31 protein-coding genes are annotated in these 26,189 nt (G+C 62.6%); 21 read left to right on the forward strand and 10 right to left on the reverse strand.

What is annotated here, in order from left to right; genetic code table 11:
* Positions 1 to 62: 62 nt before the first annotated feature.
* The gene (locus tag ACLEJW_RS07920) at positions 63 to 962 is read left to right on the forward strand and encodes a choline sulfate utilization transcriptional regulator (protein ID WP_145184740.1); all 900 of its coding nucleotides are present in this window, start codon (positions 63 to 65) and stop codon (positions 960 to 962) included.
* A 55-nt stretch (positions 963 to 1,017) separates the two neighbouring features.
* Here ACLEJW_RS07920 and trpA read toward each other — a convergent pair whose 3' ends face one another.
* Complete coding sequence (gene trpA, locus ACLEJW_RS07925; protein ID WP_145184743.1) at positions 1,018 to 1,827, reverse strand: tryptophan synthase subunit alpha; 810 nt, start codon at positions 1,825 to 1,827, stop codon at positions 1,018 to 1,020.
* The gene (gene trpB, locus ACLEJW_RS07930; protein WP_440777308.1) at positions 1,824 to 3,041 is read right to left on the reverse strand and encodes a tryptophan synthase subunit beta; all 1,218 of its coding nucleotides are present in this window, start codon (positions 3,039 to 3,041) and stop codon (positions 1,824 to 1,826) included. Before trpB ends, trpA begins: the two co-directional genes overlap by 4 nt.
* 110 nt (positions 3,042 to 3,151) lie before the next feature.
* On the opposite strand from trpB, the gene ACLEJW_RS07935 reads away from it, so the two are divergent.
* Positions 3,152 to 4,048 carry a LysR family transcriptional regulator gene (locus ACLEJW_RS07935; RefSeq protein WP_440777309.1) on the forward strand — a complete coding sequence of 299 codons (897 nt, stop codon included), beginning with the start codon at positions 3,152 to 3,154 and terminating at the stop codon, positions 4,046 to 4,048.
* On the opposite strand, the gene ACLEJW_RS07940 is transcribed toward ACLEJW_RS07935, so the two are convergent.
* The gene (locus ACLEJW_RS07940; protein WP_313296133.1) at positions 4,045 to 4,368 is read right to left on the reverse strand and encodes a DUF883 family protein; all 324 of its coding nucleotides are present in this window, start codon (positions 4,366 to 4,368) and stop codon (positions 4,045 to 4,047) included. The two genes, ACLEJW_RS07935 and ACLEJW_RS07940, sit on opposite strands and share 4 nt — an antisense overlap.
* Positions 4,369 to 4,516: 148 nt before the next feature.
* On the opposite strand from ACLEJW_RS07940, the gene ACLEJW_RS07945 reads away from it, so the two are divergent.
* Positions 4,517 to 4,732 (forward strand): dodecin, encoded by a 216-nt coding sequence (locus ACLEJW_RS07945; protein ID WP_145184754.1) that lies wholly within the window; start codon positions 4,517 to 4,519, stop codon positions 4,730 to 4,732.
* Between the two features lie 104 nt (positions 4,733 to 4,836).
* Positions 4,837 to 5,058: a DUF1161 domain-containing protein gene (locus ACLEJW_RS07950; RefSeq protein ID WP_145184757.1), complete on the forward strand. Its 222-nt coding sequence runs from the start codon at positions 4,837 to 4,839 to the stop codon at positions 5,056 to 5,058.
* A 58-nt stretch (positions 5,059 to 5,116) separates the two neighbouring features.
* Here the strand turns inward: ACLEJW_RS07950 and ACLEJW_RS07955 are convergent, their stop codons facing one another.
* Entirely contained in the window at positions 5,117 to 6,121 is a 1,005-nt protein-coding gene (locus ACLEJW_RS07955) for an LLM class flavin-dependent oxidoreductase (RefSeq protein WP_313296139.1), read from the reverse strand.
* A gap of 154 nt (positions 6,122 to 6,275) precedes the next feature.
* On the opposite strand from ACLEJW_RS07955, the gene ACLEJW_RS07960 reads away from it, so the two are divergent.
* Both ACLEJW_RS07960 and ACLEJW_RS07965 read left to right on the forward strand, forming a co-directional pair.
* A complete protein-coding gene (locus ACLEJW_RS07960; protein ID WP_313296141.1) occupies positions 6,276 to 6,701 on the forward strand; it encodes an OsmC family protein in 426 nt (141 codons plus the stop codon).
* 73 nt (positions 6,702 to 6,774) lie between these two features.
* Positions 6,775 to 7,008, forward strand: coding sequence for a DUF1161 domain-containing protein (locus ACLEJW_RS07965; RefSeq protein WP_145184765.1), 234 nt, complete (start codon positions 6,775 to 6,777; stop codon positions 7,006 to 7,008).
* A 46-nt stretch (positions 7,009 to 7,054) separates the two neighbouring features.
* Here the strand turns inward: ACLEJW_RS07965 and ACLEJW_RS07970 are convergent, their stop codons facing one another.
* Together ACLEJW_RS07970 and ACLEJW_RS07975 are read right to left on the reverse strand one after the other, a co-directional pair.
* Positions 7,055 to 7,468, reverse strand: a complete 414-nt coding sequence (locus ACLEJW_RS07970) for a PA0061/PA0062 family lipoprotein (protein ID WP_145184768.1) — start codon at positions 7,466 to 7,468, stop codon at positions 7,055 to 7,057.
* Between the two features lie 55 nt (positions 7,469 to 7,523).
* Positions 7,524 to 7,937, reverse strand: coding sequence for a PA0061/PA0062 family lipoprotein (locus tag ACLEJW_RS07975; RefSeq protein WP_145184771.1), 414 nt, complete (start codon positions 7,935 to 7,937; stop codon positions 7,524 to 7,526).
* An 85-nt stretch (positions 7,938 to 8,022) separates the two neighbouring features.
* Here ACLEJW_RS07975 and ACLEJW_RS07980 point away from each other — a divergent pair, with 85 nt between their 5' ends.
* Positions 8,023 to 9,087 (forward strand): aminopeptidase, encoded by a 1,065-nt coding sequence (locus ACLEJW_RS07980; protein WP_440777332.1) that lies wholly within the window; start codon positions 8,023 to 8,025, stop codon positions 9,085 to 9,087.
* A 38-nt stretch (positions 9,088 to 9,125) separates the two neighbouring features.
* On the opposite strand, the gene ACLEJW_RS07985 is transcribed toward ACLEJW_RS07980, so the two are convergent.
* The gene (locus tag ACLEJW_RS07985) at positions 9,126 to 9,773 is read right to left on the reverse strand and encodes an HAD family hydrolase (protein ID WP_145184774.1); all 648 of its coding nucleotides are present in this window, start codon (positions 9,771 to 9,773) and stop codon (positions 9,126 to 9,128) included.
* A gap of 65 nt (positions 9,774 to 9,838) precedes the next feature.
* Positions 9,839 to 10,387: a gamma carbonic anhydrase family protein gene (locus ACLEJW_RS07990; RefSeq protein WP_145184777.1), complete on the reverse strand. Its 549-nt coding sequence runs from the start codon at positions 10,385 to 10,387 to the stop codon at positions 9,839 to 9,841.
* 102 nt (positions 10,388 to 10,489) lie between these two features.
* Between ACLEJW_RS07990 and prlC the strand changes: the two genes are divergently transcribed.
* The 5 genes from prlC to ACLEJW_RS08015 all read left to right on the forward strand — a co-directional run bounded on the left by prlC (position 10,490) and on the right by ACLEJW_RS08015 (position 16,706).
* Positions 10,490 to 12,541, forward strand: a complete 2,052-nt coding sequence (prlC, locus tag ACLEJW_RS07995; RefSeq protein ID WP_440777310.1) for an oligopeptidase A — start codon at positions 10,490 to 10,492, stop codon at positions 12,539 to 12,541.
* Positions 12,538 to 12,819 carry a YheV family putative zinc ribbon protein gene (locus ACLEJW_RS08000; RefSeq protein ID WP_440777311.1) on the forward strand — a complete coding sequence of 94 codons (282 nt, stop codon included), beginning with the start codon at positions 12,538 to 12,540 and terminating at the stop codon, positions 12,817 to 12,819. The genes prlC and ACLEJW_RS08000 overlap by 4 nt, the downstream gene beginning before the upstream one ends.
* A 96-nt stretch (positions 12,820 to 12,915) precedes the next feature.
* On the forward strand, positions 12,916 to 13,974 hold the full coding sequence (locus tag ACLEJW_RS08005; protein ID WP_313644399.1) for a PA0069 family radical SAM protein: 1,059 nt from the start codon (positions 12,916 to 12,918) through the stop codon (positions 13,972 to 13,974).
* Positions 13,975 to 14,260: 286 nt separating this feature from the next.
* Complete coding sequence (locus ACLEJW_RS08010) at positions 14,261 to 14,980, forward strand: carbonic anhydrase (protein WP_145184789.1); 720 nt, start codon at positions 14,261 to 14,263, stop codon at positions 14,978 to 14,980.
* A gap of 190 nt (positions 14,981 to 15,170) precedes the next feature.
* On the forward strand, positions 15,171 to 16,706 hold the full coding sequence (locus ACLEJW_RS08015) for a SulP family inorganic anion transporter (RefSeq protein WP_440777312.1): 1,536 nt from the start codon (positions 15,171 to 15,173) through the stop codon (positions 16,704 to 16,706).
* A 25-nt stretch (positions 16,707 to 16,731) separates the two neighbouring features.
* On the opposite strand, the gene ACLEJW_RS08020 is transcribed toward ACLEJW_RS08015, so the two are convergent.
* A complete protein-coding gene (locus ACLEJW_RS08020) occupies positions 16,732 to 17,373 on the reverse strand; it encodes a hypothetical protein (protein WP_145184795.1) in 642 nt (213 codons plus the stop codon).
* 370 nt (positions 17,374 to 17,743) lie between these two features.
* Between ACLEJW_RS08020 and coxB the strand changes: the two genes are divergently transcribed.
* The 4 genes from coxB to ACLEJW_RS08040 are packed head-to-tail and all read left to right on the forward strand — an operon-like array spanning position 17,744 to position 21,980.
* Positions 17,744 to 18,871: a cytochrome c oxidase subunit II gene (gene coxB / locus ACLEJW_RS08025; protein ID WP_145184798.1), complete on the forward strand. Its 1,128-nt coding sequence runs from the start codon at positions 17,744 to 17,746 to the stop codon at positions 18,869 to 18,871.
* A gap of 43 nt (positions 18,872 to 18,914) precedes the next feature.
* Entirely contained in the window at positions 18,915 to 20,498 is a 1,584-nt protein-coding gene (ctaD, locus tag ACLEJW_RS08030; protein ID WP_145184801.1) for a cytochrome c oxidase subunit I, read from the forward strand.
* A gap of 11 nt (positions 20,499 to 20,509) precedes the next feature.
* Entirely contained in the window at positions 20,510 to 21,076 is a 567-nt protein-coding gene (locus tag ACLEJW_RS08035; protein WP_440777313.1) for a cytochrome c oxidase assembly protein, read from the forward strand.
* Positions 21,077 to 21,092: 16 nt separating this feature from the next.
* Positions 21,093 to 21,980: a cytochrome c oxidase subunit 3 gene (locus ACLEJW_RS08040; protein WP_440777314.1), complete on the forward strand. Its 888-nt coding sequence runs from the start codon at positions 21,093 to 21,095 to the stop codon at positions 21,978 to 21,980.
* Between the two features lie 27 nt (positions 21,981 to 22,007).
* On the opposite strand, the gene ACLEJW_RS08045 is transcribed toward ACLEJW_RS08040, so the two are convergent.
* Entirely contained in the window at positions 22,008 to 22,211 is a 204-nt protein-coding gene (locus tag ACLEJW_RS08045) for a twin transmembrane helix small protein (protein ID WP_313296159.1), read from the reverse strand.
* A 61-nt stretch (positions 22,212 to 22,272) separates the two neighbouring features.
* Between ACLEJW_RS08045 and ACLEJW_RS08050 the strand changes: the two genes are divergently transcribed.
* From ACLEJW_RS08050 to ACLEJW_RS08070, 5 genes are read left to right on the forward strand one after another with little or no spacing between them, the layout of a single operon-like run.
* Entirely contained in the window at positions 22,273 to 23,010 is a 738-nt protein-coding gene (locus ACLEJW_RS08050) for an SURF1 family protein (protein WP_440777315.1), read from the forward strand.
* Positions 22,979 to 23,560 (forward strand): hypothetical protein, encoded by a 582-nt coding sequence (locus ACLEJW_RS08055; RefSeq protein ID WP_145184816.1) that lies wholly within the window; start codon positions 22,979 to 22,981, stop codon positions 23,558 to 23,560. Before ACLEJW_RS08050 ends, ACLEJW_RS08055 begins: the two co-directional genes overlap by 32 nt.
* Positions 23,561 to 23,569: 9 nt before the next feature.
* Positions 23,570 to 24,649 (forward strand): COX15/CtaA family protein, encoded by a 1,080-nt coding sequence (locus ACLEJW_RS08060; RefSeq protein WP_440777316.1) that lies wholly within the window; start codon positions 23,570 to 23,572, stop codon positions 24,647 to 24,649.
* Complete coding sequence (gene cyoE / locus ACLEJW_RS08065) at positions 24,634 to 25,527, forward strand: heme o synthase (protein ID WP_440777317.1); 894 nt, start codon at positions 24,634 to 24,636, stop codon at positions 25,525 to 25,527. Before ACLEJW_RS08060 ends, cyoE begins: the two co-directional genes overlap by 16 nt.
* Entirely contained in the window at positions 25,524 to 26,156 is a 633-nt protein-coding gene (locus tag ACLEJW_RS08070) for an SCO family protein (protein ID WP_440777318.1), read from the forward strand. The genes cyoE and ACLEJW_RS08070 overlap by 4 nt, the downstream gene beginning before the upstream one ends.
* The last annotated feature ends 33 nt before the right edge of the window (positions 26,157 to 26,189 follow it).

Here is a 26,189-nt window from a genome sequence, read left to right on the forward strand (position 1 = left end):
ATGAGACTGTGAATAACTTGGGTAAAGCCCATGGCGGGCAATGACTGGGATTAGCGGAGCTTATGTTTGACCATCTGGCCGCAGTGTCGCTGGACAGTCTGCGGGTATTCGAGGCCGCGGCCCGTTTGCGCAGCTTTACCGCTGCGGCTCTCGAGCTGGGCACCACGCAGCCGGCAGTGAGCCAGCAGGTCAAGCGCTTGGAGGCGCAGCTGGGCAGACGGCTATTCGACCGCATCTACCGAGGCATCGCGCTAACCGAGGCCGGCCAGGCGTTGTTCGCGCAAGTGCACCTGGGTCTGCAGGCCATGGACGATGGTATCGCCGAAGTCAGCGGGCGTGGTCAGCGCGAGGTGCTGCAAGTGGCTACCGACTTTGCCTTTGCAGCGTTCTGGCTGATGCCACGCCTGCAGCGCTTTCATCAGGCTTATCCACAGGTCGATGTAAGCTTGGTGACCGGTGAGCGCAGTCAGGCCATGCTGCGTCCGGATATCGATGTAGCGGTACTGTTCGGAGATGGCCGATTCCACCAGGGCGAAAGTCGTTGGCTGTTCGATGAAGAAGTCTTCCCGGTCTGCAGCCCGCGACTCGCGCATGATCCAACGCTGTCCGCGGAAGCGTTGCAGCGCATGCCGCTGCTCCATCTGCGTGGCGAGCAGGCCAGTCGCTGGTTCGATTGGGCCGGTGTGTTTCGTGGCTTGGGCGTGTCCAGCCCGCCGCCGCCGGGGCAGCTGCGCTTCGACAACTACACCCTGCTGATCCAGGCGGCGATCGCCGGGCAAGGGGTGGCGATCGGTTGGGCGCATCTGGTGGATGGGCTGGTCGAGCAAGGCTTGCTCTGCCGGCCAGTGCCAGGGAGCCTGACTTCGAAAAGAGGCTATTACGCGGTACTGCCGCCGCGCAAACGGCGTGGGGCGTTGATCGAGCGGTTCGTTGACTGGCTTGAGCAAGAGCGCAATCGTTGATACCCGCATCGCCTGCTGCACCCAGCGGTGCAGGCAGGCGCTGCGGGCGCTGCGGTCAATCGCGTGCGCCGCGTACCCCGGCGGCCAGGGCTGAGCACAGGCTCAGGACATCGTCGACGGCCTGATTGGCATCCTTGGCTTGGGCGATCTTGTCGACCAGCGCTGAACCCACCACCACGCCATCGGCCAGGCGGGCAATGGCGGCCGCCTGCTCGGGGGTGCGAATGCCGAAACCGACGCTCACCGGCAGGTCGGTGTGCCGACGCAGACGAGCGATCGCTTCGCCGACATGCTCGGTGGTCGCCGAGCCTGCACCGGTGACACCGGCAACCGACACGTAATAGACGAAACCAGAGCTGCGCTCGAGCACGCGCGGCAAGCGCGCGTCATCGGTGGTTGGGGTGGTCAGGCGAATGAAGTCGATGCCTGCGGCCTGGGCCGGATCGGCGAGTTCGCCATCGTGCTCAGGCGGCAAGTCGACGATGATCAAGCCATCGACACCTGCTTGCTGGGCTTGAGCGACGAACGCCTGTACGCCAAAGCGATGGATCGGGTTGTAGTAACCCATCAGCACGACCGGCGTGGTCTGGTCGTCGACCCGGAACTCTCGCACCATCGCCAGGGTTTTTGTGAGGTTCTGGCCAGCCTCGAGCGCGCGCAGGGTTGCCAGCTGGATGGCCACGCCGTCGGCCATCGGGTCGGTGAACGGCATGCCCAGTTCGATCACGTCGGCGCCAGCGGCTGGCAGACCCTTGAGGATCTGCAGCGAAGCGTCGTAGCCCGGATCGCCGGCGGTGACGAAGGTCACCAGCGCGGCACGGCCCTCGGCTTTCAATTCGGCAAAGCGTTGTTCGAGACGGCTCATGCCTGTTTCTCCTGGGAAGCCATATGGGTCATCACGGTTTGCATGTCTTTGTCGCCGCGCCCCGACAGGCAGATCACCATCAGGTGATCCTTGGGCAGGCCAGGTGCGCGTTTGATCGCTTCGGCCAGCGCATGGGCGCTTTCCAGGGCCGGAATGATCCCTTCGAGACGGCAGCAGGCGTGGAACGCATCCAAGGCTTCATCATCGGTGATGCTGACATACTCGACGCGTTTCACTTCGTGCAGATAGGCGTGCTCGGGGCCGATACCTGGGTAGTCGAGGCCGGCAGAGATCGAGTGGGCATCGGTGATCTGGCCGTCATCATCCTGCAGGAGGTAGGTGCGGTTGCCGTGCAGCACGCCGGGGACACCGCCGTTCAGGCTGGCAGCGTGCTTGTCTGTATGCACGCCATGGCCACCGGCCTCGACGCCGATGATTTGTACGCTGGGCTCTTCGAGGAACTCATGGAACAGGCCCATGGCATTGGAGCCGCCGCCCACGCAGGCAACCAGGCTGTCCGGCAGACGGCCTTCTTTTTCCTGCAACTGGGCGCGGGTTTCCTTGCCGATGATCGATTGGAAATCGCGCACCATCGCCGGATACGGGTGCGGCCCGGCCACTGTGCCGATCAGGTAGAAGGTGTCATCGACGTTGGTGACCCAGTCACGCAGGGCCTCGTTCATCGCGTCCTTCAGGGTACCGGTGCCGGCTGTGACCGGTACGATTTCGGCACCGAGCAGCTTCATGCGGAACACGTTGGCCTGCTGGCGCTCGATGTCGGTGGCGCCCATGTAGATCACGCAAGGCAGGCCAAAGCGCGCTGCCACGGTGGCGGTGGCCACGCCGTGCATGCCGGCGCCGGTTTCGGCGATCAGGCGCTTCTTGCCCATGCGCTTGGCCAACAGGACCTGGCCGATGCAGTTGTTCACCTTGTGTGCGCCGGTATGGTTGAGCTCTTCGCGCTTGAAGAAAATCTTTGCGCCGCCGCAGTGCTCGGTCAGACGCTCGGCGAAATACAGGGGGTTGGGGCGGCCGATATAGTCGCGCTGGAAGTACGCCAGCTCTTCGAGGAACGCCGGGTCGGCCTTTGCCGCTTCATATTCGCGGGCCAGATCGAGCACCAGTGGCATCAAGGTTTCGGCCACGTAGCGGCCACCAAACGAGCCGAACAGGCCATTGGCGTCGGGGCCGGGGCGGTATTGGGACTGGGTCATGGAGCGCTCCAAGGCGTTACGAATGAGTGATGGGCTTTACTGTACCCAGCGCGCGGCCGGCTGAAAACCGATAAGATTTACCCAACTTGTCAGAAAAACTCACAGTTGCCATGGCTCACGATCTTCCTCCACTCAATGCCTTGCGCGCCTTCGAGGCGACCGCCAGGTTCAACAGCGTCAGCCAAGCGGCTGAAGCGCTGCATGTCACTCATGGTGCGGTCAGCCGGCAGATCAAGGTGCTCGAAGCAGACCTGGGCGTGGCCTTGTTCAGCAAGGAAGGGCGCGGCATCAAACTCACAGATTCCGGTGTGCGTCTGCGCGATGCCTGCGCTGAAGCCTTCGATCGCCTGCGCAGTGTCTGCGGCGAGCTCAGCCGGGACGTCAGCGAGGCGCCGTTCGTGCTCGGCTGCTCAGGTAGTTTGCTGGCGCGCTGGTTCATTCCGCGTCTGGGGCGCTTGAAGGCAGACCTGCCGCAACTGCCGTTGCACCTGTCAGCAGGTGAAGGCGACCTGGACCCCCGCCGGCCTGGGCTCGACGCGTTGCTGGTGTACGCCGAGCCGCCATGGCCTGCCGACATGCAGGTGCATGTGCTCGCCCAGGAGCGTATCGGCCCGGTGCTCAGCCCCCGCTATCCAGGCTTTGAGCGCTTGCAGGCTGCACCGGCCACGGCCTTGCTGGACGAAGCGTTGCTGCACACCACCTCGCGTCCACAAGCCTGGCCGACGTGGGCGAGCGAGCAGGGATTGGCAACCGACGCGCTGCAATACGGTCAGGCCTTCGAGCATTTGTATTACCTGCTGGAAGCGGCGGTAGCCGGGCTGGGGGTTGCCATTGCGCCACAACCGTTGGTGGCTGACGACTTGCGTGCCGGGCGCCTGAGTGCGCCGTGGGGATTCACTCCAAGCCCAGCAGTGCTGGCATTGTGGGTGCCGCGGCGCGCCGCAGATGGGCGCGCCGAGCAGCTGGCGCAGTGGCTAAAAGCCGAACTGGCCAGGCAGGAGGCTTAGCGGCGGTTGCACAGCAGGTAGGCAGCCAGCAGGCCCAGTGCGCCGATGGCGACGCCGGCGGTGGTGTAGGGGTGCTCTTGCGCGTAGTCGCGGGTGGCAATGCCGGTTTGGCGAGTGCGCTCTTTGACTTCCTCATAGGCGTCGCTGATCAGGCTGCGCGAGTGACGAAGCGCGCTTTCGGCGTTGCTGCGCATTGCTTTCACTGATTTCTGGGTTTCCTCGGAAGCATCGTGCTTGAGGCTTTCCAGGCTCTTGAGGAGGCTTTCGATCTCCGCTTCCATGCTTTCCAGGGACGTTTTACGCAGCGAGTTGCGGGGCATGTTGACTCTCCTTTGCAGTATGGGCTGTACAAATTGCGACTGCCAAGCGAAGCGAAAGTGCGATCGAACTTTCATTGCCTGCGACCGCTCGCAGGTAAACCAAGCCTGCGCTGCTAGGCTCAATTGCACGTACCCAAGGAGAGCGCTCATGTCCGATCACCACACTTACAAGAAAGTCGAGCTGGTTGGCTCGTCGACCACCAGCATCGAGGAAGCGATCAACAACGCGCTGGCCGAAGCAGGCAAGAGCCTGGGCAATATGGAGTGGTTCGAGGTCACTGAAACCCGTGGCCATATCCAAGACAACCAAGTGGCCCATTTCCAGGTAACGCTGAAGGTCGGTTTCCGTATCGCCAACAGCTGAAACACTCACGGGCTGGCAAGGCCCGGCGTGATGGCGTTATAACTCCGGAGGGCGCCTTGGCGGCGCCCTTTGTGTTTTTCTCATCTGTACAAGGAATGCGATCGATGATGAAACTGATGTTGGCGGCAGGGTTGATGGCAATCGCCGGCGGCGCCATGGCAGCGGGTAAACCGTGTGAGGAGCTCAAGGCTGAGATCGCCCAGAAGCTCGAACGCAAAGGCGTGCAGGGTTACACACTGGAGGTGGTCGACAAGGGCGAGCCCGCTGGCAAGGTGGTGGGCAGCTGCGAGGCAGGCACCAAGGAAATCGTCTATCGACGCGGCTAGAGCTGCAGTGGCCGGTTGCGGGCGAGCGCGGCGCTGCCCGCCTCACCCGCACGTCCGATCAGGCAGGCTTGAGCGCCTGGGCCATCAGCTCATAGGACCTTACCCGGTCGGCATGCTCATACAGGTCGCTGGTGAAGATCAGCTCATCAGCGCCGGTTTGTTCCAGCAATACCTCAACCTTCGCTTTGACTTTTTCCGGGCTACCGATCATCGCCAGGCCCAGGAAACTGCCGACTGCATCGCGCTCATGGGGCAGCCACAGGCCATCCATGCTTGGCACCGGCGGCTTTTGCATCAGGCTCTGGCCACGAATCAGCGACAGGATGCGCTGATAAGTCGAGGTCGCCAGGTATTCGGCTTTCTCGTCGGTCTCGGCCACCACCATCGGGATGCCCAGCATCACATAGGGCTTGGCCAAGGTAGTCGATGGCTTGAAGTGGTCGCGGTAGATGCGGATCGCCTCGTGCATGTAGCGCGGGGCGAAGTGCGAAGCAAAGGCGTAGGGCATGCCACGCATCCCTGCCAGCTGTGCGCTGAACAGGCTCGAACCCAACAGCCAGAGTGGCACCTCGGTGTCGTGGCCTGGCACGGCAATCACTTTTTGATCATCGGTGCGCGGGCCGAGATAGCGAGACAGTTCCTCGACGTCGTCCGGGAAGTCATCGGCGCTGCCGCTACGGTCACGGCGCAGGGCGTGAGCTGTTAGCTGGTCCGAGCCCGGCGCGCGGCCCAGGCCCAGGTCGATTCGACCGGGATAGAGGCTGGCCAGGGTGCCGAACTGCTCGGCGATCACCAGCGGCGCGTGGTTGGGCAGCATGATGCCGCCGGAGCCGACACGGATGGTCGAGGTGCCACCAGCCAGGTAACCGATCAGCACTGAAGTGGCGGAACTGGCGATGCCGTCCATGTTGTGGTGCTCGGCCACCCAGAACCGGTTGTAGCCGAACCGTTCGGCATGTCGGGCCAGGTCCAGGGCGTTGTGCAGCGATTGTGCCGGGCCATGGTCGGCGCGCACCGGCACCAGGTCCAGGGCCGAGATTTTCAGGTCGTGCAGCTGGGTCATTGCAGCCTCCGCAACAAGTGGTTGGCCCTCAGGCCCTAGTGACTCTTTATGGGCAGATTCGCTTAATTCAATCCTTGCCGTGCGATTGCTCTGAACTTGCCGTCAGCCAAGAGCCTCGAAAATGAGGACAGACAACCCTACTACTGGAGTCATCATGAAAAAGACAGCATCGGCGATCTGGCAGGGCGGCTTGAAAGATGGCAAAGGCCAGATCTCCACGCAAAGCGGCGCGCTCAAGCAGAATCCTTACGGCTTCAACACGCGCTTCGAAGATACCCCAGGCACCAACCCTGAAGAGCTGATCGGCGCTGCTCACGCCGGGTGCTTCTCGATGGCCCTGTCGATGATGCTGGGCGAGGCAGGTCTGACCCCAGAGCGCATCGACACCACCGCCGAGGTCACCCTCGACAAGCAAGACGATGGCTTCGCCATCACTGCTGTGCACTTGATCCTGAAGGCCAAGGTGCCTGGTGCGAGCGAGGAGCAGTTCCTCGAGATCGCCAACAAGGCCAAGGCTGGCTGCCCGGTGTCCAAGGTGCTGAATGCGGAAATTAGCCTGGACGCTGCGCTGGTTGGATAAACCGCGCAACGGTGGTTGCTTGTTGTAGTCTAACGACTGTCGGCAGCGCTGCTGCCTTTTCAGGAGCCGTTTCATGATTCGCGTGGCAATCACCGTGCTGGCTTCGCTTATGGCCACTTCTGCACTGGCGGCGGTCAAACCGTGCGAAGCGCTCAAGGCTGAGATCGAAGCCAAGATCCAGGCCCAAGGTGTGCCCTCCTACACCTTGGAAATCGTGCCGAACGCCGAGGTCACGGACCAGAACATGGTCGTTGGCAGCTGCGATGGCGGCACCAGGAAGATCATCTATCAGAAAAACGATCGATGATATGAAAGCGAATGAAGCACCAGGGCCGCGATGCGGCCCTAGTGCTTCATGGGATGCAGAACACTTCGCTCGGTTCGTTGACCAGCACGTTGCGCCTGCCGTCATACAGCAGTACCTGCGGCTCCATCACGGGGGCTCGAGCCTCCAGGCGATAGCGCTCCCCGGCTTTGAAGTCGGCGTAGCGCACCGTCAGGTAACAGGTGCGGTCCCTGGGCTGGGTCATCATGCCGCCGCCGTAGATCTCATAATCGAAACGCACGACCAGTTCATGCTTGCCAGGGGTTACCTGAAAATAGCGACCGTCGTCCAGACGCTGGCCATCCAGGCGATCGGCCATGATCACCCGGCCGGGGGTCATGGTGAACAGGTCGATCCAGGCCTGCTTGGGGTCGACCGGGGGCAAAGGGCTGGCGCAAGCCCCTAGTGCACTCAAGGCCATCAGCATCATGGGCTGGCGCATGGCATTTCTCCGGCGTGCGGTACACAAGCTACAAGCATAGTCCTGTTTACCTGCCTCAGGTGCGCTGGCAACCGGCCGGTGCACCCTGGCCCAGGAGTTTTTGCTGTTGGTCATACAGCTTGACCCATGGACGAAAACCGATGCTGCCAGCCTGCAACTGATAGCGCTGGCCTGCGTTGAAATCCTTGAAGCTCAGTTTGACCTGGCAGTCGCGCCACAACGGGGCCTCGACCGGGCCAATGTTGCTGGGGGCGACCGGAAATTGATAGCGCACGGTCAGTTCGTGGCCGCCCGGCTGCACCTCGAAATACCGGCTGTCGGCCCAGTCACGCTCATCCACCTGCAGTGCATGCAGCGAAGTGTCGTCATTGGGCGTCAAGTCTACCCAGGCTTGATTGGGGTCTGGGTCAGGCAGGGTCGAGCAGGCAGAAATCAACAATATCGAGCTACTGAGCAACAGGGCACGCATGGCGAAACTCCCCCTTGGCGAGATAGGCTTGGGGCGCATTGGCCATGAGCGGGTTGAAAAGCGCCAGATGGATCTTTCATGTTGTCTGAAGTACTCAGGCCCCGGGCCACTCGACCGCCTTTTCAGGTACTTGGTTCCGCTGTCAGTCGCCTTTCTGCTGAGCGGCTGCGGCACTGCCGGTTACTACGCTCAGCTGACCGAGGGGCAGTGGCAGTTGCTACGCGCGCGTCAGCCGGTGGACCAGGTGCTCGCCGACCCCGCCACCAGCCCGCAGTTGCGGGCGCTTCTGCGGCATGCCGAAGAGGCACGGGCATTCGCCAGCGAACAGCTGAAATTGCCCGACAACCGCAGCTATCGGTTGTACGCCGACCTCAAGCGTCCTTACGTGGTCTGGAACGTCTTCGCTACCCCGGAATTGTCGTTGCAGCCGGTGACGCATTGCTTCCCCATTGCCGGTTGCGTGGCCTACCGGGGCTATTATCGCCAAGGTGCCGCGCGCGGTGCGGCGGCCCTGATGCGTGAGCAGGGCTTGGACGTGTACGTCAGCGGCGTCGAGGCCTATTCGACCCTGGGCTGGTTCGATGACCCCATTCTGTCGTCCATGCTGGGCTGGGGTGATGAGCGTCTTGCCACGTTGATTTTCCATGAGCTGGCCCACCAGCGCGTGTACGTGCAGGACGACACCGCGTTCAACGAGTCGTTTGCCACCTTCGTCGAGCAGCAAGGCACGCAGCAATGGCGCGCCGCCCGCGGCCTTGGGGCATCCGACCCGGCGCAGTTGCAGCAGCGTGAACAGTTCACCCGCCTGGTGCTGGCCACCCGCGAGCGCCTGCAGACTCTGTATTCGGGAACCTTGACTGCTGCGCAGAAACGCCAGGCCAAGCACGCCGAGTTCGAGCGTCTGCGCTACCGTTATCAACAGCTGCGCGACAGCCAGTGGCATGGCGACAGGCGCTACGACGCCTGGATATATGGCCCGCTGAACAACGCCAAGCTGCTGCCGTTTGGCTTGTATGACCAGTGGGTGCCGGCCTTCGCGGCGTTGTTCCGCGAGGTGGATGGTGATTGGACGCTGTTCTATCAGCGCGTCGAGCAACTGGCACGCTTGCCGGCGCGACAAAGGATGGCAGCGCTGCAGAAACGGCTGTGAAGCGCTGCAGTGGGCTGCACGGGCAGCCGGCCACTGCCTCAGCCCTTGAAGGCCTCATGCAGGTCGACCAGGGTCGCGAAGTGAAACGCCGGCGCTTCGGCTTGCAGCTCTGCATGGCTGCCAAACCCATAGCCCACCGCCACCGCCTGCAAACCGTTGCTGCGCGCGCCGATCAGGTCATGCTTGCGATCGCCGATCATCAGCGTCTGCGCCGGATCGAGCCGCTCTTCATCCAGCAGGTGACGGATCAGCTCGACCTTGTTGGTGCGCGTGCCGTCCAGTTCACTGCCGTAGATCACCTTGAAATGGTGATCGAAGGCGAAGTGCCGGGCAATTTCGCGGGCGAACTCCCACGGTTTGGATGTCGCGATGTACAGCGTGCGGCCTTGGGCGCCGAGCGTTTCGAGCAGCTGCGGGACGCCTTCGAACACCTGGTTTTCGTACAGGCCGGTAACCCGGAAACGTTCACGGTAGAAATTGACCGCCTGCCAGGCCTTGGCCTCATCGAATCCGTAGAACTGCATGAAGGCCTGCAGCAGCGGCGGGCCGATGAAATGTTCGAGGCGGGTAAGGTCGGGCTCGTCGATACCGAGTTTGGCCAGGGCGTACTGAATGGAACGGGTAATGCCCAGGCGCGGGTCGGTCAGGGTGCCGTCGAGGTCGAACAGGATGTTTTGCTGATGCATGTGAGGAGATCCACTTCAATGCTGCGGGCCTTGGCACGGGTGATCCGGCGGGCCCGCCAATGCAGTCATTCAGGTTGGTCGTAGCCTTCGGCCAGGTGCTGATCCTTGAGCTTGACGTAGTTGTCGGCGCTGTAGCTGAAAAAGGCGCGTTCCTTGTCATTCAACAGCCGGGCCTGCCTGACCGGGCTGCCCATGTACAGGTACCCGCTGACCAGGCGCTTGCCGGGCGGCACCAGGCTGCCGGCGCCGATGACCACTTCATCCTCGACAATGGCGCCATCCATGATGGTGCTGCCCATGCCCACCAGGATGCGATTGCCCAGGGTGCAGCCGTGCAGCATGACCTTGTGACCAATGGTCACCTCGTCGCCGATGATCAGCGCAAAGCCGTCGGGATTGAAAGGCCCGGCATGGGTGATGTGCAGCACGCTGGCGTCCTGCACGCTGGTGCGCGCACCGATGCGGATACGCTGCATGTCGCCGCGAATCACCGTCAGCGGCCAGACAGAGCTGTCTTCGCCGATCTCCACATCGCCCAGGATGACCGCCGAACGGTCGACGAATACCCGTGGTGCCAGTTTCGGCGTGTGTTGCTGGAAGCTGCGAATGGCCATGATAGCGTCTCTCATCTGTACCGATAGGCAGCCTGCCTGCTGCGGTCGGCATCGATTGTAATTAAGATGGGGTAGTGTTTCTTCTGCCAAGGTATCCGAACCGTGAGTGCGAACAACCCACTTCTGCAGTCCTACGATCTGCCGCCCTTCTCGCAAATCCGTGCCGAACACGTGTTGCCGGCGATCGAAACGATCCTGGCCGACAACCGTAAAGCCATCGCCGAGATCCTCGAGCAACAGGGCAGCAACCCTACCTGGTCCGGCCTGGTGCTGGCCATGGACGAACTCAACGACCGTTTGGGCGCCGCCTGGAGCCCGGTCAGCCACCTCAATGCGGTGTGCAACAGCAAGGCGCTGCGCGAGGCATATGAGTCCTGCCTGCCTGCCCTGAGCGCCTACTCTACCGAATTGGGCCAGAACCGTGCGCTGTTCGAAGCCTACCAGGCGCTGGCCACCAGCCCACAGGCCGAACAGTTCGATGTGGCGCAGAAAACCATTCTTGAGCATGCCCTGCGTGATTTCCGCTTGTCGGGCATCGACCTGCCGGCCGACAAACAGCAGCGCTACGCCGAGGTGCAAAGCACCTTGAGCGAGTTGGGCAGCCGCTTTTCCAACCAGTTGCTCGATGCCACCCAGGCTTGGAGCAAGCATGTCACCGACGAGGCCGCGCTGGCCGGTCTGACCGACTCGGCCAAGGCGCAGATGGCCGCCGCAGCCCAGGCCAAGGGGCTGGACGGCTGGTTGATCACCCTGGAGTTCCCCAGCTACTACGCAGTGATGACCTACGCCGATGACCGCGCCCTGCGCGAGGAGTTGTACGCGGCCTACTGCACCCGCGCCTCGGACCAAGGCCCGAACGCCGGCCAGTTCGACAATGGCCCGGTCATGCAGCAAATCCTCGACTTGCGCCAGGAGCTGGCCGAGCTGCTGGGCTATGCCAACTACGCCGAGCTGAGCCTGGCCACCAAGATGGCCGAGTCCAGCGACCAGGTGCTGAGCTTCCTGCGTGACCTGGCCAAGCGCTCCAAGCCCTTCGCCGCCCGCGACCTCGAGCAGCTCAAGGCTTATGCCGCCGAGCAAGGCTGTGCTGAACTGGCCAGCTGGAACGCCGGTTACTACGGCGAGAAGCTGCGCGAGCAACGCTACAGCGTGTCGCAGGAAACCCTGCGTGCCTACTTCCCGATCGATACGGTGCTCAACGGTCTGTTCGGCATCGTACAGCGCCTGTACGGCATCGAGATTGCTGAGATCCAGGGCTTCGACAGCTGGCATCCTGACGTGCGCCTGTTCGAGATCAAGGAAGACGGCCAGCACGTGGGCCGCTTCTTCTTCGACCTGTACGCCCGCGCCAACAAGCGCGGCGGCGCCTGGATGGACGGTGCCCGCGATCGCCGTCGCACGGCTGCAGGCGAACTGCAGAGCCCGGTGGCGAACCTGGTGTGCAACTTCACGCCGGCAGCGCCTGGCAAGCCTGCGTTGTTGACCCACGACGAAGTGACCACCCTGTTCCATGAGTTCGGCCATGGCCTGCACCACATGCTGACGCGCATCGAGCATGCCGGTGTGTCCGGCATCAATGGCGTGGCCTGGGATGCCGTCGAGCTGCCCAGCCAGTTCATGGAGAACTGGTGCTGGGAGCCTGAAGGCCTGGCGCTGATTTCCGGGCACTTCGAAACCGGCGCTGCCTTGCCCCAGGACTTGCTGGACAAGATGCTTGCAGCGAAGAACTTCCAGTCGGGCATGATGATGGTGCGGCAATTGGAATTCTCGCTGTTTGACTTCGAGCTGCACGCCACCCATGGCGATGGCCGCAGCGTGCTGCAGGTGCTCGAAGGCGTGCGCGACGAGGTCACGGTGATGCGCCCGCCTGCTTACAACCGCTTCCCCAACAGCTTCGCGCACATCTTCGCCGGCGGTTACGCGGCCGGCTACTACAGCTACAAGTGGGCTGAAGTGCTCTCGGCCGACGCCTTCTCGCGCTTCGAGGAAGAAGGCGTGTTCAATGCCGATACCGGGCGCGCCTTCCGTGAAGCGATCCTGGCGCGCGGCGGCTCGCGCGAGCCCATGGAGCTGTTCGTGGATTTCCGTGGGCGTGAGCCTTCCATTGACGCATTGCTACGCCACAGCGGGCTGAGCGAGGCCGCTGCGGCATGAGTGAGGTTGCCGTGAACAAGACCAAGAAGCGCTTCATTGCCGGGGCGGTGTGCCCGGCGTGCAGCGAGCCTGACAAGCTGATGATGTGGAATGAGGACGACGTGCCGCATCGTGAGTGCGTGGCCTGCGGCTTCACCGACACGCTCAATGAGCAAGGCCTATCGGTGCCCAAGGAGCTCGGTACGCGGGTTAACCACATGCAACCCAAGGCCGCTCCGGCCAAGGTGCAGACGGTGCAGTTCTTCCCCAATCCGAAGCTGAAGAAGCCGAGCGAGTAAGCGCTGCGTCGGCGTCAGGGCAACCCTGACCAGAGGTGCTGGAAAGATTCATGGGCTACCCCGATACTGTATGTGCATACAGCGTCGGGGTAGCCCATGAATTCGTCAGCTCCACTCAAAGGCCGTGGCACGGCTCACAATCCGCACAATCGATTCGCCGCGACCCGTTCGCTGGTCGAGGATGACGGCTGGCTACAAGAGGTGCCGCTCACTCAAGGCACCGAGGTGCGCAGTGAAATCGCCAAATCGATAATCAGCCGCAACACTTCCCCTGACCTCCCCTTCGACCGCTCGATCAACCCCTATCGGGGTTGCGAGCACGGTTGCATCTACTGCTATGCCCGGCCCTCTCACGCCTATTGGGACTTGTCGCCAGGCCTGGACTTCGAAACCAAGCTGATCGCCAAGACCAACGCCGCCGAGGTGCTCGCCGAGCAGCTGAGCAAGCCTGGCTACGTGTGCGCGCCGATCAACCTGGGTGCCAATACCGACCCGTACCAGCCGATCGAGCGCGAGCATCGCCTGACCCGGCGTTTGCTCGAGGTGCTGCTGCGTTTTCGCCATCCGGTCACCATCGTCACCAAGGGCGCACTGGTGCTGCGTGACCTTGATCTGCTCGCAGAGTTGGCCAGTCAGCGCCTGGCGCGGGTGATGATCAGCCTGACCACCCTGGACGATGACCTCAAGCGGGTCCTCGAACCGCGCGCCGCTTCGCCCAAGGCCAGGTTGAGGGCCATTCGCGTGCTACGCGAGGCTGGCGTGCCGGTAGGGGTGCTGTGTTCGCCGATGATTCCGATGATCAATGACAGCGAACTCGAACATCTGCTCGAAGCTGCCAGGCAAGCCGGCGCCCAGAGCGCGGCGTACATGATGGTGCGCCTGCCGCTGGAAGTGGCGCCGTTGTTCGAACAGTGGCTGCAAGACCATTACCCGCAGCGCGCCACACATGTCGTGAGCCTGATTCGCCAGAGCCGTGGCGGCGAGCTGTATGACAGCCGATTCGGTTCGCGCATGCGCGGCGAAGGGGTGTTCGCCGACCTGCTGGCGCAACGCTTCGCGCGGGCCATGAAGCGGCTAGACTTCGACGGGCGTGAAGCACAGGCGTTGGACTGCTCGGCCTTTTGCCCACCCGGAAGGCAGATGGCCCTTTTATGAACGTGGCCGGGGCCATCCCGAGTCTTACTAATCCAAGCAAATAATTGCAGTAATGGCTCTTGGCAGTTGATGCTTTTTTGCTATTATTCAGGTCCCGCCTTTTCGTTCTGGAACACCCGTTCTAGAGCGCTCGAATTAAGTTTCAGTTAAGTTTTCCCCGCTAGCGTAGGAATCCAGATCACGGAGACTGTGATCTATCGCTCGTGCGCGTCATCTAAATCTGCGCATAGCCAGAATCTTTCACCGGTAAGATGGATTTACCTACACACCGCCAAGAGGATGAATCATGCCAGTCAAGGACCCATCCAAGGTCGTTCCGCAGGTGCCCGCGGAAAACGCCGATGCCGCCCTTAAGCACATCGTCGACGGCTTCCTGCGTTTCCATCATGACGTTTTTCCTGAGCAACAAGCGCTGTTCAAGAAGCTCGCCACCGCGCAAACCCCGCGCGCCATGTTCATTACCTGTGCCGACTCCCGAATCGTCCCCGAGCTGATCACCCAGAGCTCGCCAGGCGACTTGTTCGTGACCCGTAACGTCGGCAACGTGGTTCCGCCCTACGGGCAGATGAACGGCGGTGTTTCCAGTGCCATCGAATACGCCGTGCTGGCGCTGAAAGTGCACCACATCATCATTTGCGGTCACTCCGACTGTGGCGCCATGCGCGCAGTGCTCAACCCGCACTCGCTCGACAAGATGCCCACCGTAAGTGCCTGGCTGCGCCACGCCGAAGTGGCGCGCACCGTGGTCGAGAACAACTGCTCGTGCGGCAGCGAACACGAAAGCATGCAGGTGCTGACCAAGGAAAACGTCATCGCCCAGCTGCACCACCTGCGCACCCACCCATCGGTGGCCTCGCGCCTGGCAGCAGGCCAGTTGTACATCCACGGTTGGGTCTACGACATCGAAACCAGCAAGATCGAAGCCTACGACGCTGCAAGCGACAGCTTCATGCCACTGGCTGCCGGCGAACCGGTACCGTGCGCCACCCCGAGAGGCCGCTACTAAGCGACCCGTCCAACGCTGAACCTTGAATAGCCGGCTGCACCCCACGCGGGTGTGGCGCGGCCTTCGGCTGCCTTGAAAATGCCCTGACCTGCTTGCCGGCAATCACGCTGGCGGTGCGCGCCTGCGCGGGTGTCAGGGATCCATGTGCCCACGGCCAGAGGAATGGCCGTGCGTCAGAGTAAGGAGAACGATGGTGAACATGACACAGTTGAAAGCGGCCTTGCCGCGTGAGTTGCTGGCGTCGGTGGTGGTCTTTCTGGTCGCCCTGCCCTTGTGCATGGGTATCGCGATTGCCTCGGGGATGCCTCCGGCCAAAGGACTGATAACCGGGATCATCGGCGGCGTCGTGGTGGGTTTCCTGGCCGGATCGCCCTTGCAGGTCAGTGGCCCGGCAGCGGGGCTGGCGGTACTGGTGTTCGAACTGGTGCGTCAGCATGGCATGGAAATGCTCGGCCCCATCCTGTTGCTGGCCGGCGTCCTGCAGCTGCTGGCCGGGCGCCTGCGCCTCGGTTGCTGGTTCCGCGTCACCGCCCCTGCCGTGGTGTACGGCATGCTGGCCGGTATCGGGGTGTTGATCGTGCTGTCGCAGGTGCACGTGATGTTCGATACCGCGCCACAGCCCTCGGGCATGCAGAACCTGCTGGAGTTTCCCAGCACCGTAGCCGCTGCCCTGCCTCGCGAAAACGCAGGCTCGGGGTGGATCGCCGGGGCCCTGGGCCTGGGCACCATTGCGATCATGTTCGCTTGGGAAAAGTTACGCCCGCAGACGCTGCGCTTCATCCCGGGCGCGCTGTTGGGTGTGACCACGATGACCGCAATCGCCATGTGGCTGGCGCTGCCGGTCAACCGCGTCGAAGTGCCCGCGGATCTGTCAGAGGCGATCGACTGGATCCGTCCGGACGACCTGATGAAACTGGCCGATCCGACCCTGCTGGTCGCAGCCTTTGCCCTGGCGTTCATCGCCAGTGCGGAAACCTTGCTGTCGGCCGCTGCCGTGGACCGCATGCACAGCGGTCAACGCTCGGACTTCGACCGTGAACTGTCGGCGCAGGGCATTGGCAACATGCTTTGCGGGGTGCTCGGCGCACTGCCGATGACCGGGGTGATCGTACGCAGCTCGGCGAATGTGCAAGCGGGTGCACAAACCCGCGCATCGGCCATTCTGCACGGCGTATGGTTGCTCGCGTTCGTGGTGGTCCTGAGCAGTGTGCTGCAGCAGATCCCGGTGGCCAGCCTGGCCGGGGTACTGGTGTTCACCGGCGTGAAACTGGTCGACTTCAAGGCGTTTCGCGGGCTGGGCCGTTATGGCCGCATGCCGATGTTCACCTACGCGGCCACTGCCTTGGCGATCATCTTCACTGACCTGCTGACCGGCGTGTTGCTGGGCTTTGCCCTGACCTTGCTGAAACTGGCGTTCAAGGCCGCGCGGCTGAAGATCAGCCTGGTGGACCTGGCACAGGAAGGCCATATGGAGCTGCGTCTGAGCGGTGCTGCAACCTTCCTCAAGGTACCGGCGTTGACCCAGGTGCTCGATACCGTACCGGCCGGGACCACCCTGCACGTACCCTTGAGCAACCTGCGCTACGTCGACCACTCGTGCATGGAGCTGCTGGAGGACTGGAGCCGCAGCAATGCCGCCAATGGATCGAGGCTGGTGATCGAGCATCAGCGTCTGAAGCGCCGAGTCGAGGGTAGAACGCGCACCACGGCGGGTGTCGGGGCCTGAGCCGAGCACCCGCGAGCCATCGCGATCAGGCGGGCTGGTCCAGTTCCACCCCGAGCTGACGAGACAGGCAGGGCCAGCGCTTCCACGCCGCGCCGGTTTCGGGGCTGCACAGGGTCTGGCGGTAGGCTTGCACCGATTCGGCGGCGAAGCTCTGGTCATCGAGCATCTCATCGACCGAGTGGTGCACCACCTCATCGAGCTGATTGGCGAACGTTTCGCCAATCAGCTGATGGGCGATCAGGTTGGCTACGGTGGTATCGAGCGGAATCAGCGGTTGTTGGAAGTGGCGGATGTACAGGTCGTTGACCTCCTCCACCAGACGGTGGGCCAGGTAGGCTTCGTCGAGCAGGCAATCGAGGCCGACCTGCCCGTGCATCACGCTCGGCGGCTGCAGAAAATACGCCTCGGCGATTTTCAGCACCGGCTTGATCTGCGATTCGATGCCGGCTTCGCGCGCTACGCTTTGCGCAGCCTCGAGCAATTCCGGTACTTGTCCTATGTAAGCGCTGACGAAGCGCGCCAAGGTACCCTGGGCGTCCTGCTCAGGCAGTTGGATCGAGGGATGCAGGTGGGGCAGTTGCAGCTCGAGACGCGCTTTCAGTTGACCGGTGCGGGCTTCGTGGTCGTGGGCTTGGCTGATCTGCTCGCGTACAGCAGCGATGTTCATGACAACTCCAGGGACAATACGTTTCAAACGGAAGACACTAAATTAGCTCGGTATACAGAATACCTAAGACGGTTTTGTTATATGTCGCGCAAACGTGTGCGAGATTAAGCATATAGCTGCACCATTATTGTGCCACACCCCCTCTAGTACGGGCTTATGGCGGCCGTGCTCGGTTTCATGAAGTTCCTTTCATCGACCCCATTGCGGGGCATTGGTCGCTGTCTATACTCCCGTTGAACGTGATTCGTTGATGAGGCCCGACTGCTCTATGCAGGGGCTCGGTCGTCGAAGTCAGGCAGTCTTGACCGCCGTTCCCTCTTGCCGCAGGCCCTGCCTCCGGGACAACAAGAACGAAAAAGGGGAACCCGCAATGATGCGACATCCACTTGTATGGATGGGCCTTCTGTTGTGGTCGGTTCTGGGTCAGGCCAGTGCTGCCTGGACCGTGAACATGCACCCAGGGGCGACGGACGTCTCCAACGCCGTGTTCGACCTGCACATGACGATCTTCTGGATCTGCGTGGTGATCGGCGTGGTGGTGTTCGGTGCGATGTTCTGGTCGATGGTCGTTCACCGCCGTTCTACCGGCCAGCAGGCCGCGCACTTCCACGAACATACCTGGGTCGAAATCCTCTGGACCGTGGTGCCGCTGCTGATTCTGGTGGCCATGGCCATACCTGCCACCAAGACGTTGATCGACATCTACGATGCCAGCGAGTCGGACATCGACGTTCAGGTTACCGGCTACCAGTGGAAGTGGCACTACAAGTACCTGGGCCAGGATGTCGAGTTCTTCAGCAATCTGGCCACGCCCGCCGAGCAGATTCACAATCAGGCGCCCAAGGATGAGCACTACCTGCTTGAAGTCGATCAGCCGTTGGTGCTGCCGGTCGGCGCCAAGGTGCGCTTCCTGGTCACCGCTGCCGATGTCATCCATTCCTGGTGGGTGCCGGCGTTCGCCGTCAAGCGCGATGCTATTCCAGGCTTCGTCAACGAAGCCTGGACCCGCATTGAAAAGCCCGGCATCTATCGGGGCCAGTGCACCGAGCTGTGCGGCAAGGACCACGGTTTCATGCCGGTGGTGGTCGAGGTCAAGTCCCAGGCCGACTATGACACCTGGCTGGGCGAGCGCAAGGCTGAAGCGGCCAAGCTCAAGGAACTGACCAGCAAAGCATGGACCTTGCAGGAACTGGTCGAGCGTGGCGACAAGGTCTACCACACCACCTGCGTGGCCTGTCACCAGGCCGAGGGCCAGGGGCTGCCGCCGATGTTCCCGGCGCTCAAGGGGTCGAAAATCGCCACCGGGCCGAAAGAGGCGCACCTGGGCATCGTCTACCACGGCAAGCCCGGCACGGCCATGGCCGCATTCGGCAAGCAGCTGTCGGAGGTCGACATCGCCGCGGTGGTCACTTACGAGCGCAACGCCTGGGGCAACGACAAGGGCGACATGGTCACGCCGCAGGACGTGCTGGCGCTCAAGCAGGCAGAAGCCAAGTGAACCGGCTAACGGGCGGCAATCGATGGATTGCAGGAGACAGGACATGAGTGCAGTGATCGACGAGCATGGCCACGAGCACGCTCACGGGCCGGCCAAGGGCCTGATGCGCTGGGTGTTGACCACCAATCACAAGGACATCGGCACGATGTACCTGTGGTTCGCCTTCAGCATGTTCCTGCTCGGTGGCTCGTTCGCCATGGTCATCCGCGCCGAGCTGTTCCAGCCCGGGTTGCAGATCGTGGAACCTGCGTTCTTCAACCAGATGACCACCATGCATGGCTTGATCATGGTGTTCGGTGCGGTGATGCCGGCCTTCGTCGGCCTGGCCAACTGGATGATTCCGCTGATGATCGGCGCGCCAGACATGGCCTTGCCACGGATGAACAACTTCAGTTTCTGGCTGCTGCCAGCGGCATTCCTGCTGCTGGTATCGACCTTGTTCAGCGCAGGTGGCGGGCCTAACTTCGGCTGGACGTTCTATGCGCCGCTGTCGACGACCTATGCGCCGGCCAGTGTCACGTTCTTCATCTTTGCCATTCACTTGATGGGCGTCAGCTCGATCATGGGCGCGATCAACGTGATCGCCACCATTCTCAACCTACGCGCGCCTGGCATGACCTTGATGAAAATGCCGCTGTTCGTCTGGACCTGGCTGATCACCGCGTTTCTGCTGATCGCGGTGATGCCGGTACTGGCCGGGGTGGTGACCATGATGCTGATGGATATCCACTTCGGCACCAGTTTCTTCAGCGCCGCCGGTGGCGGCGACCCGGTGCTGTTCCAGCATGTGTTCTGGTTCTTCGGCCATCCCGAGGTCTACATCATGATCCTGCCGGCCTTCGGCGCGGTCAGCTCGATCATCCCCGCGTTCTCGCGCAAGCCGTTGTTCGGCTACACCTCCATGGTCTACGCCACCGGCGCAATCGCCTTTCTTTCATTCATCGTCTGGGCCCACCACATGTTCGTGGTCGGCATACCCGTGGTCGGTGAGCTGTTCTTCATGTACGCCACCATGCTGATCGCCGTGCCTACCGGGGTGAAGGTGTTCAACTGGGTCAGCACCATGTGGGAAGGCTCGCTGACCTTCGAGACACCGATGTTGTTCGCCATCGCCTTCGTCATTCTGTTCACCATCGGTGGTTTCTCCGGGCTGATGCTGGCGATCGCGCCGGCAGACTTCCAGTACCACGACACCTACTTCGTGGTGGCGCACTTTCACTACGTGCTGGTGCCTGGGGCAATCTTCGGCATCTTCGCATCGGCCTATTACTGGCTGCCGAAATGGACCGGGCACATGTACGACGAAACCCTTGGCAAGCTGCACTTCTGGCTGTCGTTCGTGGGCATGAACCTGGCCTTCTTCCCGATGCATTTCGTCGGCCTGGCCGGGATGCCACGGCGCATCCCTGACTACAACCTGCAGTTTGCCGACTTCAACATGGTGTCCTCGATCGGCGCGTTTCTGTTCGGCGCAACGCAGATCTTCTTCCTGTTCATCGTCATCAAGTGCATCCGCGGTGGCGATCCTGCGCCCGCCAAACCCTGGGACGGTGCCGAGGGGCTGGAGTGGTCGGTGCCATCGCCCGCGCCCTATCACACCTTCCAGACGCCACCGGATGTGAAATAGGAGGCTGGCCCATGAACGGCTCGTCGCTGCATCGCCTGGTCACCCGCCTGCTGCTGTTGACGGTGGTGATGTTCGCCTTCGGCTTCGCCCTGGTGCCGCTGTATGACGTGATGTGCAAAGCCTTCGGCATCAACGGCAAGACCGGCGGGCCGTACCTGGACAGTCAGGTCAGTGACCCTGCCCGTTCGGTGCGGGTGCAGTTCATGTCGACCAATGCCAGCGACATGGTCTGGGAGTTCCATTCCGTCGCCGACCAGCTTGAGGTCAATCCAGGGGCCGTGAACCAGATGCTGTTCATTGCCCACAACCCCACCGACCGGGCGATGAGCGCCCAGGCGGTTCCCAGTATCACCCCGGCCGAGGCGGCGGCGTACTTCCACAAGACCGAGTGCTTCTGTTTCACCCAGCAGGTGCTGCAGCCGGGCGAACGCATCGAAATGCCGGTGCGCTTCATCGTCGACCGCGACCTGCCAGCCAGTGTGAAGCACCTGACGCTGGCCTACACCTTGTTCGACATCACTGCGCGTCACCCGCCGATCGCCCACGCCGCGCTACAGGACGTTCAAGGCGCCCGTTGAGGGAAGGAGAACAGCAATGGCACGTCATGAGCATTACTACGTACCGGCACAGAGCAAATGGCCGATCATCGCCACCCTCGGCATGTTCATCACGGTCTACGGCCTGGGCACCTGGTTCAATGACATGAAGGCCGGCCATCCGGGGTCTCATGGGCCGTTGATCTTCTTCATCGGCGCCCTGCTGCTGGCCTACATGCTGTTTGGCTGGTTCGGCGCGGTGATCAAGGAGAGCCATGCCGGTTTGTACAGCTCACAGATGGACCGCTCGTTCCGTTGGGGCATGGGCTGGTTCATCTTTTCCGAGATGATGTTCTTTTTGGCCTTCTTCGGTGCCCTGTTCTATGTACGCGTGCTCGCCGGACCCTGGCTGGCCGGTGACGGCGCCAAGGGGGTGGCGCACATGCTGTGGCCCAGCTTCGAATTCGCCTGGCCGCTGCTGCACACGCCTGATCCCAAGCTGTTCCCGCCGCCCAGGGAAGTCATCGACCCTTGGCACCTGCCGTTGATCAACACGGTTCTGCTGGTGAGCTCGAGCGTGACCATCACCCTCGCCCACCACGCCTTGCGCCGTGATCACCGCCAATCCTTGAAGCTGTGGATGGCGCTGACGATCGCCCTGGGCATCAGTTTCATCGCATTGCAGGCGTATGAGTACTTCGAGGCCTACACCAAGCTGGGGCTGACCTTGGGCTCAGGCATCTATGGCGCGACGTTCTTCATGCTCACCGGTTTTCACGGCGCCCATGTCACTTTGGGCACGATCATTCTGATGGTGATGTTCGCGCGCATCCTGCGCGGGCACTTCAGCCCGGACAAGCATTTCGGTTTCGAGGCGGCGAGCTGGTATTGGCACTTCGTCGACGTGGTGTGGGTGGGGTTGTTCATCTTTGTCTATGTGCTGTGAAGGCCGCCGGACAACCCCGTGCGGACTTCAGAAAGGCGCGTGCGACACCAGCTGACCGCTGATGAAGCCCCAGGCAACCAGGCCGACGGTCAGCGCGGCCAGGGTCACGCGCACGGTCAGGGCCTTGAGCAGGCGGGTGGAGTGTTCATCGTCCTTGATCAGAAACACCAGCCCACTGAACAGGCTGGCAATCGTGGCCAACAGCATCAGGACAATCGCGGCCTTGAGCATGGCGATACTCCAAGGAGGTAGTGATGCAAACCAGTATAGCGATCGACGTGGCGGGGCCTCGATGAGGACGTTCCGCCCAGGCTGGCTACCGACCCTGCTGGTCCTGGCGATGCTGCCAGGGTTGATCGCCCTGGGCTGCTGGCAACTTGGCCGCGCCGAACAAAAGCGCCTGTTGCTGGCGACCTATGCCGAGCGGCGGATCGCGACGCCCCTGGACGCCACGCAATTGTCGAGCGAGCAAGACCAGGCCTACCTGCGGGTACGCCTCTACGGGCATTTCGATGCCGAGCACAGCGTGCTGCTGGACAACCGCATGCGCGATGGCCAGGCCGGGGTCGAGCTGCTGCAGGCCTTCCATGACCAGGCCAGTGACGTGTGGTTGCTGATCAATCGAGGCTGGTTGGCGTGGCCCGATCGGCGCATACCGGTGCAATTCAAAACGCCCGTCGAGGCCCTGGAGCTGGACGCCTCGGTGTACGTAACGCCTGGTCGCGCATTCGTGCTGCGCCCAGACGCGGCGGGGGCGCAATGGCCGCATGTGCTCAATGCCCTTGAGCCCGGGGCGCTATGGCAACAGCTCGAGCGTCACGGTTTTGCCCATGAACTGCGTCTGGAACCAGGCCCTGCCGCCTACCGAGTGGACTGGCCCTTGGTTGCCATGGGTCCGGAAAAGCACCTTGGCTACGCCGTGCAGTGGTTCGCCCTGGCCATCACCTTGCTGTTGCTCTACCTCTATTTCGGCTGGCATCACAAGAAGGAGAAAGCGCATGGCCACCGCCACTCGACTGGACCTGCCTGAACGTAGCAACCCCAGGGCCCGCGGGCGTTTGCAGCTGATTCTGATCCTCCTGGTGGTGCTCGGCCCGATGATCCTGGCCACCTGCATGTACAAGCTCAAGTTCTGGGTGCCGGAGGGTCGCAGCTACCACGGCACGATGATCGGCAATGGTCAAAGCCGCGCCGACCTGGGCGTGGCCGGCGACGACCGGCGCTGGCAGTTGCTGGTCAGCGCCCCGCGAGCCTGCGCTGCCGATTGCCAACGACTGGTGTACCTGGTGCGGCAGATCCAGGTCGGCCTGGGCCGGGATGCCAGCCGCGCCAGCCATGCGCTGGCGGCGGCGCAACCGCTGCCGCAGGCCTTTCAAGCGCTGCTGGGGCGTGAATACCCGCAATTGCAGCGCTATGCGCTGGATGTCCAGCGCTACCAGGAGCAGGTCGGTGAAGCCGGTCCGCAACTGTGGATCGTCGATCCGCACGGCAACCTGGTGCTGCGCTACGACGCCAAGGTCAACGGCAAGCACGTGCTCGACGACCTGCGCCACCTGCTCAAGCTCTCCAACATCGGCTAGGAGCCTGCCATGGCCAGACCCGGTTTTCGCCTTGCCGTGTTCGCCACCCTGCTCGCGCTGCTGGTGGTCATGCTCGGCGCCTACACCCGTCTGACCCATGCCGGGCTGGGCTGCCCGGACTGGCCTGGTTGCTATGGCTTCATCGGCGTGCCCAAGGGCGAAGCGCAACTGGCCCATGCCGAGCAGCATTTTCCAGAGCACCCGGTGGAAGCGGCCAAGGGCTGGGCCGAGATGGTGCATCGCTATTTTGCCGGCACCCTGGCGCTGGTCATCGCCGCGCTGGCAGTGCAGGCGGTACGCCGCCACGGCCGCGACGGGCAACCCTATCGCTTGCCGCTTCTGTTGTTGGGCGTAGTACTGGCGCAGGCAGCATTCGGCATGTGGACAGTGACGCTCAAACTATGGCCGCAGGTGGTCACTGCGCACCTGCTTGGCGGTTTCACCACCCTCAGCCTGCTTCTGCTGCTGGCGCTGCGCCTGTCCCGGGCCTTCGCGCCGCTGCCGAAGCTACCGTTGAGCCTGCGCCGCCTGGCGGCGCTGGGGTTTTTGCTGGTGATCGGTCAGATCGCCCTGGGCGGCTGGGTCAGTGCCAACTACGCAGCGGTGGCTTGCATCGACCTGCCTACCTGCCATGGCCAGTGGTGGCCGGCAGCCGACTTCAGTAACGGCTTTCACCTGACTCAGCACGTCGGCCCCAACTACCTGGGCGGACAGCTCGACAGCGACGCCCGCACGGCGATCCACATGAGTCACCGCTTGGGTGCGCTGCTGGTGACAGCGGTGCTGCTGCTGCTTTCGTGGAAACTGTACCGCTGCGGCCTGGCCGGGCTCTCGCGCCTGGTGCTGCTGGCATTGCTGGTACAGGTCGGCCTGGGCATCAGCAATATCCTGTTCCACTTGCCGCTGCCGGTGGCGGTCGCACACAACGCCGGTGGCGCGCTGCTGCTGCTGTGCATGGTGCTGGTGAACTACCGGATTCGGGTGATCGACAAAGTGCGGGTCGGCGTTGGCCGAGGCTGGCGTCTGCGCCCAGTCGCCGCTGTGGGCATCACCCATAACATGAGGAAGGATTCGTGGCGACGATTCTGAAGGCACAGCAGGCAAGCTGGCGCGACTACCTGGAGCTGACCAAGCCAAAGGTGGTCGTGCTGATGCTGATCACCTCGCTGGTGGGGATGTTCCTGGCGACGCGCGCGGGGGTCGGCTGGGGCGTGCTGCTCTTCGGCAATCTAGGTATCGGGCTGTGCGCGGGCAGCGCGGCGGTGGTCAATCATGTGCTCGACCGGCGCATCGATGCGCTGATGGCGCGCACCTACAAGCGGCCGCTGGCCCAAGGGCGGGTCGAGCCGTTACCCGCGTTGCTGTTCGCCCTGGCCTTGGGCGTGCTGGGCATGACCCTGTTGCTGCGCTTCACCAACGCCTTGACTGCCTGGCTGACCCTCGCCTCGCTATTGGGTTATGCGCTGCTTTACACCGGCTTGCTCAAGCGTGCCACGCCGCAGAACATCGTCATAGGCGGTGTGGCTGGCGCCGCGCCGCCGTTGCTAGGCTGGGTCGCGGTCAGCGGGCAGGTCAGTGCCGAGCCGCTGCTGTTGATGCTGATCATCTTCGCCTGGACCCCGCCGCACTTCTGGGCCTTGGCCATCCATCGCAAGCAGGAGTACGCCAAGGCCGACATCCCCATGCTGCCGGTCACCCATGGCGAGCACTACACCAAGCTGCATATCCTGCTCTACAGCCTGATCCTGCTGGCAGTGAGCCTGTTGCCGTTCGTCATTCACATGAGCGGCCCGCTTTACCTGGCCTGTGCCCTCGCCCTCGGCCTGCGCTTCCTGCAGTGGGCCTGGGTGTTGTACCGTGGCAGCCGGCTGCACGCGGCAATCGGTACGTTCAAGTACTCCATCGTCTACCTGTTCGCACTGTTCATCGCGTTGCTCGTTGACCATTACCTGTTGCTGAATCTATGACCCGAACCCAGAAAACCGTCTTCATCCTCGTTGCCCTGGTCGCGCTGATCCTGGGCCTGACCGTGAACAAGGTGCTCAATGGCAAGGACCAGCCCAACCCCACCGAGCTGATCGATGCAGGCATCATTCTGTTGCCGCAAAGCCGTGCGGTAGCGGATGTCACCATGACCGACCAGAACGGCCAGCCGCTGCACCTGGCCGACCTCAAGGGCAAATGGTCGCTGCTGTTCTTCGGCTACACCTATTGCCCGGACATCTGCCCTACCACCCTGGCCCAGCTGCGCCAGGTCAAGAGCGAGCTGCCCAAGGCTGCGCTGGAACGGCTGCAGGTGGTGCTGGTGAGTGTCGACCCCAACCGCGATACGCCGAACCAGCTCAAGCAGTACCTGGGTTACTTCGACAAGGATTTCGTGGGGGTCTCAGGCTCGATCGAGGACACCCAGAAACTGGCCAACGCCTTGAGCATTCCGTTCATTCCGGCCGATACCAGCAAGCCGGGGTACACCGTCGATCACAGCGGCAACCTGGCCATCGTCGGGCCAGACGGACGTCAGCGTGGGTTCATCCGCGCGCCGTTCAACAATCAGAAGCTGGTGGCGCAATTGCCCGGCCTGGTGAAGCGGGACTGAGCCGACGCGCAAAAAAAGCAGCGCGGTCAAACC

The organism is Pseudomonas sp. SMSB3 (genome assembly GCF_052041965.1).
Classification (GTDB): domain Bacteria; phylum Pseudomonadota; class Gammaproteobacteria; order Pseudomonadales; family Pseudomonadaceae; genus Aquipseudomonas.

What these genes read in the sequence shown, in the direction of transcription:
- coxB (WP_145184798.1), top strand. Translation starts at nt 17,744, where the DNA reads ATGATGCGACATCCACTTGTATGGATGGGCCTTCTGTTGTGGTCGGTT.
- ACLEJW_RS07975 (WP_145184771.1), bottom strand. Translation starts at nt 7,937, where the DNA reads ATGCGTGCCCTGTTGCTCAGTAGCTCGATATTGTTGATTTCTGCCTGC.
- ACLEJW_RS08050 (WP_440777315.1), top strand. Translation starts at nt 22,273, where the DNA reads ATGAGGACGTTCCGCCCAGGCTGGCTACCGACCCTGCTGGTCCTGGCG.
- ACLEJW_RS08035 (WP_440777313.1), top strand. Translation starts at nt 20,510, where the DNA reads ATGAACGGCTCGTCGCTGCATCGCCTGGTCACCCGCCTGCTGCTGTTG.
- trpA (WP_145184743.1), bottom strand. Translation starts at nt 1,827, where the DNA reads ATGAGCCGTCTCGAACAACGCTTTGCCGAATTGAAAGCCGAGGGCCGT.
- ACLEJW_RS08070 (WP_440777318.1), top strand. Translation starts at nt 25,524, where the DNA reads ATGACCCGAACCCAGAAAACCGTCTTCATCCTCGTTGCCCTGGTCGCG.
- ACLEJW_RS08010 (WP_145184789.1), top strand. Translation starts at nt 14,261, where the DNA reads ATGCCAGTCAAGGACCCATCCAAGGTCGTTCCGCAGGTGCCCGCGGAA.
- ACLEJW_RS07935 (WP_440777309.1), top strand. Translation starts at nt 3,152, where the DNA reads ATGGCTCACGATCTTCCTCCACTCAATGCCTTGCGCGCCTTCGAGGCG.
- ACLEJW_RS08015 (WP_440777312.1), top strand. Translation starts at nt 15,171, where the DNA reads ATGGTGAACATGACACAGTTGAAAGCGGCCTTGCCGCGTGAGTTGCTG.
- ACLEJW_RS08000 (WP_440777311.1), top strand. Translation starts at nt 12,538, where the DNA reads ATGAGTGAGGTTGCCGTGAACAAGACCAAGAAGCGCTTCATTGCCGGG.
- ACLEJW_RS07990 (WP_145184777.1), bottom strand. Translation starts at nt 10,387, where the DNA reads ATGGCCATTCGCAGCTTCCAGCAACACACGCCGAAACTGGCACCACGG.
- ACLEJW_RS08040 (WP_440777314.1), top strand. Translation starts at nt 21,093, where the DNA reads ATGGCACGTCATGAGCATTACTACGTACCGGCACAGAGCAAATGGCCG.
- ACLEJW_RS08055 (WP_145184816.1), top strand. Translation starts at nt 22,979, where the DNA reads ATGGCCACCGCCACTCGACTGGACCTGCCTGAACGTAGCAACCCCAGG.
- ACLEJW_RS07945 (WP_145184754.1), top strand. Translation starts at nt 4,517, where the DNA reads ATGTCCGATCACCACACTTACAAGAAAGTCGAGCTGGTTGGCTCGTCG.
- ACLEJW_RS07985 (WP_145184774.1), bottom strand. Translation starts at nt 9,773, where the DNA reads ATGCATCAGCAAAACATCCTGTTCGACCTCGACGGCACCCTGACCGAC.
- ACLEJW_RS07955 (WP_313296139.1), bottom strand. Translation starts at nt 6,121, where the DNA reads ATGACCCAGCTGCACGACCTGAAAATCTCGGCCCTGGACCTGGTGCCG.
- ACLEJW_RS08060 (WP_440777316.1), top strand. Translation starts at nt 23,570, where the DNA reads ATGGCCAGACCCGGTTTTCGCCTTGCCGTGTTCGCCACCCTGCTCGCG.
- ACLEJW_RS07950 (WP_145184757.1), top strand. Translation starts at nt 4,837, where the DNA reads ATGATGAAACTGATGTTGGCGGCAGGGTTGATGGCAATCGCCGGCGGC.
- trpB (WP_440777308.1), bottom strand. Translation starts at nt 3,041, where the DNA reads ATGACCCAGTCCCAATACCGCCCCGGCCCCGACGCCAATGGCCTGTTC.
- ACLEJW_RS07940 (WP_313296133.1), bottom strand. Translation starts at nt 4,368, where the DNA reads ATGCCCCGCAACTCGCTGCGTAAAACGTCCCTGGAAAGCATGGAAGCG.
- ACLEJW_RS07960 (WP_313296141.1), top strand. Translation starts at nt 6,276, where the DNA reads ATGAAAAAGACAGCATCGGCGATCTGGCAGGGCGGCTTGAAAGATGGC.
- ACLEJW_RS08045 (WP_313296159.1), bottom strand. Translation starts at nt 22,211, where the DNA reads ATGCTCAAGGCCGCGATTGTCCTGATGCTGTTGGCCACGATTGCCAGC.
- ACLEJW_RS07965 (WP_145184765.1), top strand. Translation starts at nt 6,775, where the DNA reads ATGATTCGCGTGGCAATCACCGTGCTGGCTTCGCTTATGGCCACTTCT.
- ACLEJW_RS07920 (WP_145184740.1), top strand. Translation starts at nt 63, where the DNA reads ATGTTTGACCATCTGGCCGCAGTGTCGCTGGACAGTCTGCGGGTATTC.
- ACLEJW_RS08020 (WP_145184795.1), bottom strand. Translation starts at nt 17,373, where the DNA reads ATGAACATCGCTGCTGTACGCGAGCAGATCAGCCAAGCCCACGACCAC.
- ACLEJW_RS07970 (WP_145184768.1), bottom strand. Translation starts at nt 7,468, where the DNA reads ATGCGCCAGCCCATGATGCTGATGGCCTTGAGTGCACTAGGGGCTTGC.
- ACLEJW_RS08005 (WP_313644399.1), top strand. Translation starts at nt 12,916, where the DNA reads ATGAATTCGTCAGCTCCACTCAAAGGCCGTGGCACGGCTCACAATCCG.
- ctaD (WP_145184801.1), top strand. Translation starts at nt 18,915, where the DNA reads ATGAGTGCAGTGATCGACGAGCATGGCCACGAGCACGCTCACGGGCCG.